Genomic DNA, 12,120 nt, shown 5'->3' with positions numbered 1-12,120 from the left:
TGACCCATGCAGCGCCGACACCTACTGCGCCTCGGCCTCGCCGCCGGCGCCACCCTGGCGCTCGCCGGCTGCGGCTTTCGCCTGCGCGGCTACGACCAGCCGCTGGTGAGCCTCGACGCCCTGTCCCTGGCGGGGCCGGAGACCGACCTTCGCCGCCTGGTCACGCGGCGACTCGAAAGCGCCGGCACCCGGGTGCATGACGACGCCGCCAGGGTGCTCAACCTGGGCAACGAGGCCTTCAGCGAGCGGCGCCTGGGCGGGCTCGACAGCGGACCGCGCGAGCTGGAGCTGACGCTCGAGGTGCCGTTCTCGGTCCAGCGGCGCGCCGACGGCGCCTACCTCCTCGACCAGCAGCGCCTGGCCGTCAGCGAACGCCTGACGGTCAACGACGACGAGCTGCTGTCCCAGGACGCCGAGCGAGAGGCGGTGCGCGAACGGCTGCGCGACGAGGCGGCTCGGCAGCTGCTGGACCGCCTGCGCGCCTTGAGCGAGTCATGAGGGCGCAAGCGTGAAGGTACCGTCGTGAAGGGAACAACGTGAAGGTCTTTGCCGACAAGCTCGAGGATGCGCTGGCCAAGAAGCTGCCCCCGGTGGTGATCGTCGCCGGCGAGGAGCCGCTGCAGCACATGGAGGCCTGCGACGCCGTGCGCCGCGCGGCGCGACAGGGGGGCGTCGAGGAGCGAGAGGTGCTGCACGTCGAGGCCAACTTCGCCTGGGGCCGCCTGACCGAGGCGGCCGCCAGCCTGTCGCTGTTCGCCACGCGCCGGCTGATCGAGGTGCGCCTTGGCAGCAGCAAGCCGGGCCAGGAGGGGGGCAAGGCGCTGCGCGAGTACGCCGAGACCCTGCAGAGCGGCGAGGATGTCCTGCTGCTCTCCACCGGCAAGCTCGACTATCGCGAGCAGAAGAGCGCCTGGTTCAAGGCGCTGGACAAGGTCGGGCTGTTCGTGCCGGTCTGGCCGGTGGACGCCTCGCGCCTGGGCTACTGGCTGCGCGACCGGGCCGGGCGCCACGGCCTCACGCTGGATCTCGACGCCGCCCGCCTGCTGGGAGAGCGCACCGAGGGCAACCTGCTGGCCGCCGATCAGGAACTGCAGAAGCTGGCCCTGATGCTGCCCGCGGGAGCCCGGGTCGGACCCCGCGAGGTCGCCGGCGGCGTGGAGGACAGCGCCCGCTACGACGTCTTCACGCTCATCGACGCCTGCCTCAAGGGCGAACGCGCCCGGGTCGCCCGCATCATGGCCGGCCTGCGCGGCGAGGGAGTCGAGGCGCCCATCGTGCTGTGGGCCCTGGCCCGGGAGCTGCGCATCCTGCTCTCCCTGCACCAGCACCTGGATCAGGGCCAGAGCCTCGAGCATGCCTGCAAGGCCCAGAAGCCGCCGATCTTCGAGAAGCGGCGCCCGGCCTATCAGCAGGCCATCGCCCGCCTGCCCCTGAAGCGGCTGCACAAGCTGCTGCTGTTTGCCCAGCGCCTGGACCTGGCCATCAAGGGCGGCAGCAGCGTACCGCTCTGGGATGGCCTGCACGACCTGGCGCTGACGCTGGCCGGTGGACGGGGCCTGCTCGCCGAGCTGCCCTCCTCCTACCGCATCGGATAACGCCCCCAAGCGCCTGGTGTCGCCAGACGCCAAACTCGCGGCCCCCGTCGAGGGCGACATGCCTGCTGTGGGCTCGATGCGAAGCATCGCGGTAGTGGCGCCACGCATCGCGATGCCGGCATCTCTCCCACAAGGGCATGAAATTTCACGTCATTTCGTCCTATACTGGGCGGGCATCGCATTCCGCCGCCTGCAGGGAGGCAGCCGCGGCGGAGCCTGGAGCCGGAAGCCCAACCCAAGAAGAAGGAACACCGACATGATGAAGAAGATCTGCCGTTACCTGAGCCCGTTGCTGATCGTCGCCCTGGTGCTGGGCAGCCTGCCGGTGGCCGCGGCCCCGATGAACCCGGGCAGTGACCTGGTCACCACCCAGGATGTCCTGAATGCCGAACGGTCGCAGGGCGATCGCGAGCGCATCCATGCCGTCCTCGCCCGCGACGACGTCCAGGAGCAGCTGGTCGCCCAGGGCGTCGATCCCGCCGAAGTGGAGGCCCGCGTGGCCGCGCTCTCCGACGCGGAAGCCGCCCAGATGGCCGACCAGCTCGAGCAGCTGCCCGCCGGGGCCAGCGTGGTCGGTGCCCTGTTCGCCGTCTTCGTGATCCTGCTGGTCACCGACATCCTCGGCCTGACCAACGTCTTCCCCTTCACGCGCTGAGGGAGCCCCCTGCATGATGGCATGCCTTGAAAGGCATCGTATCAGTGCCACCCTCCAGAACGCCCGCCTCGCGGGCGTTCTCGCGTTGGCACTGATGATGCTCGTGACGGCCGGCTGCGCCAGTACGCCTCGGCTGGCCGAGTCCACCCAGCGCCAGCTTCCCCGGCAGACCCTCCTCGAGGACGTGCCCTTCCACGGGCAGCGCGACTACCAGTGCGGCCCCGCCTCACTGGCCATGGTGCTCAACGCCTCCGGGGTGCCGGTGACGGTCGACAGCCTGATTCCCCAGGTCTTCCTGCCCGGGCGGGAAGGCAGCGTCCAGCCCGAGATGCTGGGCACCGTGCGCCGCCAGGGCCGCATCCCCTTCCGGATCGACGGCACGCTCGACGCCCTGCTGACCGAGGTCGATGCCGGCCACCCGGTGGTGGTGATGCAGAACCTCTCGCTGCCGGCCTGGCCGGTCTGGCATTACGCCGTGGTCATCGGCTTCGATCGTGACGACAAGACCCTGACCCTGCACAGCGGCATGGAGCCCGAGCGTCTCGAGTCCTTCAAGCGCTTCGATGCCACCTGGGCCCGCAGCGACCGCTGGGCCTTCGTCGCCCTGCCGCCGGGCGAGCTGCCGGCCACCGGCGATGCCCGGGATGCGCTCGATGCCATCGCCGACTTCGAGCGTGCACAGGGTGCCCAGGCCTCCCTGCCCGCCTGGGAGGCGCTGGTGGAGCGCCATCCGGCGCTTGCCATGGGCCATTTCGCCCTGGGCAACGCGCGCCATGCGGCCGGCGAGGTCGCAGGCGCCCTGAGCGCCTTCGCGGACGCCACACAGGCGGACCCTGATCTCGCCGTCGCCTGGCTCAACCTCGGGCTCTTGCACCGGGAACGAGGGAACACCGGCGAGGCCCGAGAGGCCCTCGAGCAGGCTGCCGCCCTGCCCGGCCCCTGGCAGGAGCAGGCTCGGGCGGCCCTTGCGGACCTGCGGACCCGATGAGGAGAGGCTCGTCATGACCTATGACATCGCGCTCAAGCGCATCTATCAGCCGGCCGACGACGAGGACGGCGCGCGGGTACTGGTCGACCGCCTCTGGCCTCGCGGCAAGCGCCGCGAGGGGCTTGCCCTGACCGACTGGTACCGGGACGCCTCCCCCACGCCGGCCTTGCGCCGGCAGTATCACCAGGAGGCGATCAGCGAGGAGGTCTTCGCCGCCCGCTACCGCGGTGAGCTGCGTGATGCACCGGAGAGCCTGCTCCCCCTGATGCGCCACGCCCGCCAGGGGCGCCTGACCCTGCTCTCGGCGGCGAGGGATCTCGCGAGCTCCCATCTGCCGATCCTGCGCGAGGCGCTCCTGCAGGCCCTCCACGATCAGGACGGCGAGGGTCTCGCGACGCCTTCATCGGCCGGTCCCGCCCCTGGCACCGAGCCCAACGAACCACCCGAGCCCTAGGGCGAAGCACTCGGCATCGAAAAAGGCTCAAGGGCGTTGCCGCCCTTGAGCCTTTTTACGTGATGCGTGTGACTGCGCCCTTAACGGCGAGTCGCGTCGTAGCCCAGATCGGCACCGCGGCTCTCATCGCTGCGGCGGCGGGCGCTGGCGCGCTTGCGATTCTCCTCCTCGCAGACCTCGTCCTTGCCGCCGCAGACGTCGCACCCTTCCTTGAGTCCGAGCTGGTTGAGACCGCCACAGGTACCGGCGATGGGCTTGCGCCCCATGATCACGCCGATGGCCATCGCGGCGACGATCAGCAGCATGAAGGCGAATACCACCAGGAAAAGGGTCATGTCGTGTCTCCTAGAGTGCGAAAAGGGCCAGGCGTGCTACGTGTGACAGCATGAGACCGTGCGAGGTCCATGACGTCAGCCTTCTGATGCCTGAGATGACGACCGAAGGCGATCGTCATGTCGGGCGGCAGAACCACATGGCTGGTACCGGTGGCCACCCTCACCACCGAAAGCAAAGGGACCGGCCTCTCGGCCGGCCCGGATATTGCCGCATGGGGAGCGAGATCAGCCGCCGAAATCGTCCAGCAGGATGTTCTCGGGCTCCACGCCCATGTCCACCAGCAGCTTGATCACCGAGGCGTTCATCATGGGCGGCCCGCACATGTAGTACTCGCAGTCCTCGGGGGCCGGGTGGTCCTTGAGGTAGTTCTCGTAGAGGACATTGTGGATGAAGCCGGTCGGCCCTTCCCAGTTGTCCTCCGGCTGCGGGTCGGAGAGCGCCAGGTGCCATTCGAAGTTCGGGAACTCCTCGGCCAGCTGGTCGTACTCTTCGTTGTAGAAGGTCTCGCGCCAGGAGCGCGCGCCGTACCAGAAGCTGATCTTGCGGTCGCTCTTGAGACGCTTGAGCTGATCGAAGATATGGCTGCGCATCGGCGCCATGCCCGCACCGCCGCCGATGAAGATCATCTCGGCATCGGTGTCCTTGGCGAAGAACTCACCGAACGGCCCCATCACGGTGACCTTGTCGCCCGGCTTCAGCGCGAAGACGTAGGTGGACATCAGGCCCGGCGGGTGGCTGGAGTTGGGCGGCGGCGTGGCGATACGGATGTTGAACTTGAGGATGCCCTTCTCTTCCGGATAGTTCGCCATGGAGTAGGCGCGGATGATTTCCTCGTTGTTCTTGTGGGAGATGTTGAACAGGCCGAACTTCTCCCAATCGCCCCGGTACTCTTCCTCGATATCGAAGTCGGAGAACTTGATGTCGTAGGGGGGCGCCACCAGCTGCACGTAGCCGCCGGCGCGGAAGCCCACTTCCTCGCCTTCGGGGAGCTTCAGGTTGAGCTCCTTGATGAAGGTCGCCACGTTGGGGTTCTCGATGACCTCGCATTCCCACTTCTGGACGCCGAAGACCTCTTCCGGCACCTCGATCTTCATGTCCTGCTTCACGGGCACCTGGCAGGAGAGGCGCCAGCCTTCCTTCTTCTCGCGCAGGGTGAAGTGCGACTCCTCGGTGGGCAGGATGGAGCCACCGCCCTCATCGACCCGGCACTTGCACTGGGCACAGGAGCCACCGCCGCCGCAGGCGGAGGAGAGAAAGATGCCGTTGGCCGCGAGGGTGTTGAGCAGCTTGCCGCCGGCCTGGGTGGTCAGAGTGTGCTGGGGATCACCGTTGACCTCGATGGTCACGTCCCCGGTACTGACGAGCTTGCTGCGTGCGGCCAGGATCACCGCGGTCAGACCGATGATGATCACGGTGAACATGACCACACCGAGCAAGATGACTGTTGTATCAACCATGTCGGTTTCCTATTGCTTGCGTTGCCTGGTCACCGGCGGCGCGGACGCCGCCGGAAGAACACGAGCCGTCTCAGAGCTGGATGCCGGAGAAGGACATGAAGCCCAGTGACATCAGGCCCACCGTGATGAAGGTGATGCCCAGACCCTGAAGCGAGGCCGGCACATCGCTGTACTTGAGCTTCTCACGGATCCCGGCCAGGGCCGTGATCGCCAGGGCCCAGCCGGTACCCGCCCCCAGGCCGTAGACCACGGATTCGCCGAAGTTGTAGCTACGCTCGACCATGAACAGCACGCCGCCGAGGATCGCGCAGTTCACGGTGATCAGCGGCAGGAAGACGCCCAGGGCGTTGTAGAGCGCCGGCACGTACTTGTCGAGGAACATCTCCATGATCTGCACCAGGGCGGCGATGACGCCGATGTAGGAGAGCAGACCCAGGAAGGAGAGATCGATGTTCTCGGCGCCGCTGATGCCGGTCCAGGTCAGGGCCCCTTCCTTGAGCAGGAAGGTGTAGACCAGGTTGTTCACCGGCACGGTGACGGTCAGCACCACGATGACCGCGATGCCGAGGCCAATGGCCGAGGAGACCTTCTTGGACACCGCCAGGAAGGTACACATGCCCAGGAAGAAGGCCAGGGCCATGTTCTCGACGAAGACCGAGGCGACGAACAGGCTAAGATAATGTTCCATGTTACACGGCCTCCTTCGGCTGGGTGTTGGCCTTCATGGTGAACTCGTTCTCCTCGACCTGTTCCGGGTTGAGGGCACGCAGCACCCAGATGATCAGGCCGATGATGAAGAACGCCGAGGGCGGCAGCAGCAGCAGGCCGTTGGGCACGTACCAGCCACCGTTCTGGACGGTCTCGAACACGGTGATACCGAAGACACTCCCGGAGCCGAGCAGCTCGCGGAAGAAGCTCACCACCATCAGGATGAAGCCGTAGCCCAGGCCGTTGCCGATGCCGTCGAGGAAGCTCAGCAGCGGCGGATTCTGCATGGCGAAACCTTCGGCACGCCCCATCACGATGCAGTTGGTGATGATCAGGCCCACGAAGACCGAGAGCTGCTTGGACATCTCATAGGCGTAGGCCTTGAGGATCTGATCCACCACGATGACCAGCGAGGCGATGATGGTCATCTGCACGATGATGCGGATGGCGGAGGGAATCTGATGTCGCAGCAGCGAGACGAACAGGTTCGAGAGCGCCGTGACGAAGATCACCGCCATGGCCATGACCAGCGAGACGCTCATGCTGCTGGTCACCGCCAGTGCCGAGCAGATCCCCAGGATCTGCAGGGCGATGGGGTTGTTCTTGAAGATGGGCGTCGTCAGGACGCCCTTGGGAGTCGGGGCAGACATGATCAGGCTCCTTCAGTGTCATCGGACGCGGTGGCCATTCCCTGAACCTCGGACCGGGAGATGTCCTCACGGAACTTGGCCAGGTACTCGCCGAAGCCCTGCGGGCTGAGCCAGAACTGCAGGAGGTTGGAGACCCCCTTGCTGGTCAGCGAGGCACCGGACAGCGCATCGACTTCGGTCTCGCCGCTGGCACCGCCCTTCACGAGCTGAATGGCCGGCTGCACGCTATCGTCTTCGGCAAAGATCTCCTTGCCTTCCCACTGGGCCTTCCAGCGCGGGTTATCCACCTCGCCGCCCAGACCGGGCGTCTCGGAGTGCGAGTAGAAGGTGATGCCGTTGATGGTGTTGCCGTCGCCCTGCACGGAGAGGTAGCCGCGCATCAGGCCCCACAGCCCCTGGCCGCGAATCGGCAGGATCAGCTGCTGGGGATCGTCCGGGTTGCCCACCAGGTAGACGGTGCTGTAGTTCTCCAGCCGCGACAGGCCGGCGATGTCCTTCTCGCCGGACAGCGTGCGGGACTGGGCCGGATCCTTGGCCGCCTGGAAGCTGTCGTAGCTCTGCGGATCGTACTCCTCGGAATACTCGCCGGTGTTCAGGTCGACGACGCGCGGCGTGATCTGCTCGCTGTAGGCTTCCTCGATGTCCATGCCAGGCTCATAGAGGTCGGCCACGGCCAGGATGTTCGACTTGCGGTCGAGCTCCTGGTTGAGCTGCTGCTTGGAGCGCAGCGCCACGGCGGCGGTGGAGACGATGATCGAACACACGATACAAAGTGCGAACGCCACCGTCAGGATCTTCTTGATGGAGTTGTTGCTCTGTGCCATCAGGCAGTCTCCTCGGCCGGCACACCGGTGCGCTGCAGGCGGCGCTTGATGTTGGCCTGTACAAAGAAGTGGTCGATCAGCGGGGCGAACAGGTTGGCGAACAGGATCGCCAGCATGATGCCTTCGGGGAACGCCGGGTTGACGACGCGGATCAGCACGGTCATGACACCGATGAGGGCGCCGAAGATCAGGCGGCCCTGATTGGTCATCGAGGCGGAGACCGGATCGGTGGCCATGAAGACCATGCCGAAGGCGAAACCGCCGACCACCAGGTGCCAGTACCACGGCATGGCGAACATCGCGTTGGTGTCGGAGCCGATCAGGTTGAAGAGCGCGCTGGTCGCCACCATGCCCAGGAACACGCCGAGCATGATCCGCCAGGAGGCGATCTTGGTCCACAGCAGCACCGCGGCGCCGATCAGGATGGCCAGGGTCGAGACCTCACCCACCGAGCCGGGGATGAAACCGAGGAAGGCGTCCCACCAGCTGAACTGGCTGGAGAGGGCCGACATGCCGTCCTGGAAGGCGATGGAGAGCGCCGTCGCCCCGGTATAGCCGTCGGCCGCCACCCAGACCGCATCACCGGAGATCTGTGCCGGATAGGCGAAGTAGAGGAAGGCACGGCCGGTCAGCGCCGGGTTGAGGAAGTTCTTGCCGGTGCCGCCGAAGATCTCCTTGCCGATCACCACGCCGAAGGTGATGCCGAGCGCCACCTGCCACAGCGGAATGGTGGCCGGCAGGATCAGGGCGAAGAGCACGGAGGTGACGAAGAAGCCCTCGTTGACCTCATGGCCGCGCTTGATCGCGAACAGCACCTCCCAGAAGCCGCCGACCACGAAGGTCACCAGGTAGATCGGCAGGAAGTAGGTGGCACCGAGCACCAGGTTCGCCCAGAGGCTGCTCGGGTCATGGCCGCCGGCGAGCGTCATGATGATCGCCTCGCGCCAGCCGCTCGGGGCACCGAAGCCCTCGGCGATCGCCAGGTTGGCCTGCCAGCCGGCATTCCACATGCCGAAGAACATCGCCGGGAAGGTGCACAGCCAGACGGTGATCATGATGCGCTTCAGATCGATCCCGTCGCGCACGTGCGCCGTGGTCTTGGCCACGCTCGGCGGCGTGTAGAAGATGGTGTCCACCGCCTCGTAGAGGGGGTAGAACTTTTCGTACTTGCCACCCTTGTGGAAGTGCGGCTCGAGATTATCGAGTGTCTGTCGGATAGCCATCATCAGGCCTCTTTCTCGATCATGGTGAGATTGTCACGCAGGATGGGACCGTACTCGTACTTGCCGGGGCACACGTAGGTGCACAGCGCGAGGTCCTCTTCATCCAGCTCCAGGCAGCCCAGTGACATTCCCGTCTCGATATCGCCGACGATCAGCGTACGCAGCAGCTGGGTGGGCAGGATATCCAGCGGCATCACCTGCTCGTAGGCCCCCACCGGCACCATGGCGCGCTCGGAGCCATTGGTCGAGGTGGTCGGCGCGTAGTTGCGCAGGCCCTTGAGCTTCGAGATATAGATGCCCAGTACCGAGTGGCGGTTAGCGCCAGGCGACATCCAGCCCATGAAGATGCGCTTGTTGCCTTCCTCGAGCAGGCTGATCTGATGGTGGAAGCGTCCCAGGTAGCAGAGACTTCCCTCGGCGGTGAATCCCGAGAACACCGAACCGGAAATCACGCGGGTTCCGTTGGGTTCGACGACTTCACCGTCGAGCAGTTCCTCGGTGCTGGCCCCGAGGCGGGTGCGCAGCAGGCGAGGATTCTCGGCGCGCGGGCCACCCAAGGCGATCACGCGATTGACGTCGAGCTTGCCCTCAGCGAACAGCTTGCCGAAGGCGATGACGTCCTGATAGCCGATGTGCCAGACACGCTTGTGCAGGGCAACGGGCGAGAGATGATGGATGTGCGTCCCCACGAGACCGGCCGGGTGCGGGCCGGCGAAGGTCTCCTGCTGCACACCCTTGAGATCGCCACCCGGCACCCGCGCCTCGGGCGCCGTGCAGAGGTAGACCTGACCCTCGGTGAGGCGGCTCAGCACCTTCAGGCCATCCTCGAAGGCCTCGGCCTGCTCGTTGATGATGACGGCAGGATCGGCAGACAGCGGATGGGTATCGATGGCGGTGACGAAGATATCGGTCGGCGTGCCGTCGACGGCCGGCGTGCGCGAGAAGGGACGCGTGCGCAGCGCCGTCCACAGCCCCGACTCGACCAGCTGGTCGACCACGGATTGACGCTCCAGGCTCTCCAGCTTGTCGCGGCCGTGGGCGGTGAACTCGACCGCCTCTTCGGTCTCGTCGACCTTGATCACCACCGACAGCAGCTTGCGCTTCTCGCCACGGTTGATGGCGACGACTTCGCCGGCCGCCGGGGCCGTGAAGCGAACGCCATCGATCTTCTTGTCGGTGAAGAGCAGCTGGCCAAGCTTGACCCTGTCTCCCTCACGGACCTCCATGGTCGGCTTCATGCCGACATAGTCGGTGCCCAGGACGGCCACATGGCGCACCGGCCGCGCATCCTCGATACGCTCCTCCGGTGTCCCCGCGATGGGGAGATCCAGGCCTTTCTTGACTTCGATCATAGTCTCGCCCAGTTGATGGATCGGATAGATGAAGAAAGGGGGTTCGAATGGATTCGAATTCTTCTGTTTTCAGTACGTTACCAGACAGGCCCGAGGCTCGCTCGAACCACCCCGAAAAATCCACCGTATTATAAAGACAAGCGTCAGGGATGACCACCTGACCTTAGGTCGCAAAGCGCGCCGCGACGCAAGGGGTAACGATGTCGCAGGCCGCGCAACACCCCCCAGCACCGGCAACGCAAAACCCCCGCTGGAGCCATGCTCCAGCGGGGGTTAGCGAGCGCTCGGCGCCGTCACCGCGGGCGGCGTCGCCCAGAGGGGCGACGTCACCCTCGATGCATCAGGCCTGGGCGCGGGGCAGCTTGAGGAAGTGCACGTTGGAGACCTGCTGCAGGATGCGAATCACCTGGCAGCTGTAGCCGAACTCGTTGTCGTACCAGACATAGAGGACGGCATTCTTGCCGTTGGCGATGGTCGCCTTGGCGTCGACGATGCCGGCGTGACGGTTGCCGACGAAGTCGGTGGAGACGACCTCCGGCGAGTCGACGAAGTCGATCTGCTTCTGGTAGGGCGAGTCCAGCGACATGCGACGCAGGAAGTTGTTCAGCGTCTCGGCATCGGTCTCCTTGTCCAGGCGCAGGTTGAGGATCGCCATGGAGACGTTGGGGGTCGGGACGCGGATGGCGTTGCCGGTCAGCTTGCCCTCGAACTCGGGCAGCGCCTTGGCGACGGCCTTGGCGGCACCGGTCTCGGTGAGCACCATGTTGAGCGGGGCGCTGCGACCGCGACGATCGCCCTTGTGGTAGTTGTCGATCAGGTTCTGATCGTTGGTGTAGGAGTGCACGGTCTCCACGTGGCCATGCTCGACGCCGAACTCGTCGTTGAGCACCTTGAGCACCGGCACGATGGCGTTGGTGGTGCAGGAGGCCGCGGAGATGATGCGGTCCTCGTCACGAATGTCCTGGTGGTTGATGCCGTAGACGATGTTCTTGACCTCGCCCTTGCCCGGCGCGGTCAGCAGCGCCTTGGCCACGCCCTGGCACGCGAGGTGCTGGCCCAGGCCTTCGGCATCGCGCCAGATGCCGGTGTTGTCGACCACCACGGCGTTATCGATGCCGTAGGCGGTGTAGTCGACCTCGGCCGGGGAGTCGGCGTAGATCACCTTGATGGCATTGCCGTTGGCGATCAGGGTGCGCGACTCGACGTCGACGCTGATGGTGCCGTTGAATGGGCCGTGGACCGAGTCGCGACGCAGCAGGCTGGCGCGCTTCTCCAGGTCCTTGGCGATGTCGCCCCGGCCGCGCACCACGATGGCGCGCAGGCGCAGCAGGTTGCCGCCGCCGGCCTTCTCGACCAGCACCCGGGCGAGGATGCGACCGATTCGGCCGAAGCCGTAGAGCACCACGTCCTTGGGCTTGCCGTTGCCGGCGTCCGGGTCGTGAGCATCGACGATCTCGCTGAGCTGATCGCGCAGGAAGGCCTCGGCATCGCCGCCGCCGCGCTGCTTGAAGGCCACGCCCAGCTTGCCCACGTCGACGTGCGCCGGCCCCAGGTTCAGGTCCATCATGGCCTTGACCAGCGGGAAGGTGTCCTGCACGGAGAGCTCGGTTCCCTCGACCTTACGCACGAAGCGATGATCCTTGAGGATGCGGATCACGCTACGGTTGAACAGCGACCGCCCGTACATGGTCACGACCACGTTGTTGTGGCGATAGAGGCTGCCGATCATCGGGATCATCTGCTCGGCGATCGCCTGGTTGTCGTGCCATTCCTGGAAGACGGTATCGGGGGACTGCTGGCTCACGGCTGGCCTCTCCTTGGTGAGAATAAGTGTGGGTATTATCCGGGGGGATGCTCCCGGGGGCAATCGCAGGATGG

At 65.9% G+C, this 12,120-nt stretch carries 13 protein-coding genes; 5 read left to right on the top strand and 8 right to left on the bottom strand.

Annotation, left to right across the window (positions count from 1 at the left end; genetic code table 11):
• Positions 1-6 precede the first annotated feature (6 nt).
• The 5 genes from ACGTNG_RS05595 to ACGTNG_RS05575 all read left to right on the top strand — a co-directional run bounded on the left by ACGTNG_RS05595 (position 7) and on the right by ACGTNG_RS05575 (position 3,692).
• Positions 7-498: an LPS-assembly lipoprotein LptE gene (locus ACGTNG_RS05595; RefSeq protein WP_394575987.1), complete on the top strand. Its 492-nt coding sequence runs from the start codon at positions 7-9 to the stop codon at positions 496-498.
• Positions 499-536: 38 nt separating this feature from the next.
• Entirely contained in the window at positions 537-1,595 is a 1,059-nt protein-coding gene (gene holA / locus ACGTNG_RS05590; protein WP_394575986.1) for a DNA polymerase III subunit delta, read from the top strand.
• A gap of 259 nt (positions 1,596-1,854) precedes the next feature.
• Positions 1,855-2,250, top strand: a complete 396-nt coding sequence (locus ACGTNG_RS05585; RefSeq protein ID WP_394576178.1) for a PA2779 family protein — start codon at positions 1,855-1,857, stop codon at positions 2,248-2,250.
• Between the two features lie 94 nt (positions 2,251-2,344).
• Positions 2,345-3,238: a PA2778 family cysteine peptidase gene (locus ACGTNG_RS05580; protein WP_394575984.1), complete on the top strand. Its 894-nt coding sequence runs from the start codon at positions 2,345-2,347 to the stop codon at positions 3,236-3,238.
• A 13-nt stretch (positions 3,239-3,251) separates the two neighbouring features.
• Positions 3,252-3,692, top strand: a complete 441-nt coding sequence (locus ACGTNG_RS05575) for a DUF488 domain-containing protein (protein WP_394575982.1) — start codon at positions 3,252-3,254, stop codon at positions 3,690-3,692.
• Positions 3,693-3,772: 80 nt separating this feature from the next.
• On the opposite strand, the gene nqrM is transcribed toward ACGTNG_RS05575, so the two are convergent.
• The 8 genes from nqrM to ACGTNG_RS05535 all read right to left on the bottom strand — a co-directional run bounded on the left by nqrM (position 3,773) and on the right by ACGTNG_RS05535 (position 12,046).
• Positions 3,773-4,027, bottom strand: coding sequence for a (Na+)-NQR maturation NqrM (gene nqrM / locus ACGTNG_RS05570; RefSeq protein WP_394575981.1), 255 nt, complete (start codon positions 4,025-4,027; stop codon positions 3,773-3,775).
• A 225-nt stretch (positions 4,028-4,252) separates the two neighbouring features.
• The gene (gene nqrF / locus ACGTNG_RS05565; RefSeq protein ID WP_394575980.1) at positions 4,253-5,485 is read right to left on the bottom strand and encodes an NADH:ubiquinone reductase (Na(+)-transporting) subunit F; all 1,233 of its coding nucleotides are present in this window, start codon (positions 5,483-5,485) and stop codon (positions 4,253-4,255) included.
• A gap of 70 nt (positions 5,486-5,555) precedes the next feature.
• Complete coding sequence (nqrE, locus tag ACGTNG_RS05560) at positions 5,556-6,173, bottom strand: NADH:ubiquinone reductase (Na(+)-transporting) subunit E (RefSeq protein ID WP_071945613.1); 618 nt, start codon at positions 6,171-6,173, stop codon at positions 5,556-5,558.
• Between the two features lies 1 nt (position 6,174).
• Positions 6,175-6,843 carry an NADH:ubiquinone reductase (Na(+)-transporting) subunit D gene (locus ACGTNG_RS05555; RefSeq protein WP_394575979.1) on the bottom strand — a complete coding sequence of 223 codons (669 nt, stop codon included), beginning with the start codon at positions 6,841-6,843 and terminating at the stop codon, positions 6,175-6,177.
• Positions 6,844-6,845: 2 nt separating this feature from the next.
• Complete coding sequence (locus tag ACGTNG_RS05550) at positions 6,846-7,667, bottom strand: Na(+)-translocating NADH-quinone reductase subunit C (protein WP_394575978.1); 822 nt, start codon at positions 7,665-7,667, stop codon at positions 6,846-6,848.
• A complete protein-coding gene (locus ACGTNG_RS05545) occupies positions 7,667-8,893 on the bottom strand; it encodes an NADH:ubiquinone reductase (Na(+)-transporting) subunit B (RefSeq protein ID WP_394575977.1) in 1,227 nt (408 codons plus the stop codon). Before ACGTNG_RS05545 ends, ACGTNG_RS05550 begins: the two co-directional genes overlap by 1 nt.
• Positions 8,893-10,242 carry a Na(+)-translocating NADH-quinone reductase subunit A gene (locus tag ACGTNG_RS05540; protein WP_394575974.1) on the bottom strand — a complete coding sequence of 450 codons (1,350 nt, stop codon included), beginning with the start codon at positions 10,240-10,242 and terminating at the stop codon, positions 8,893-8,895. The genes ACGTNG_RS05545 and ACGTNG_RS05540 overlap by 1 nt, the downstream gene beginning before the upstream one ends.
• A 340-nt stretch (positions 10,243-10,582) precedes the next feature.
• Positions 10,583-12,046 (bottom strand): glyceraldehyde-3-phosphate dehydrogenase, encoded by a 1,464-nt coding sequence (locus ACGTNG_RS05535; RefSeq protein ID WP_394575972.1) that lies wholly within the window; start codon positions 12,044-12,046, stop codon positions 10,583-10,585.
• Positions 12,047-12,120 lie beyond the last annotated feature (74 nt).

The organism is Halomonas sp. B23F22_3, assembly GCF_043496965.1.
In the GTDB taxonomy this organism is placed as follows: Bacteria; Pseudomonadota; Gammaproteobacteria; order Pseudomonadales; family Halomonadaceae; genus Halomonas.
This window is presented reverse-complemented; position numbering and strand designations above follow the sequence as displayed.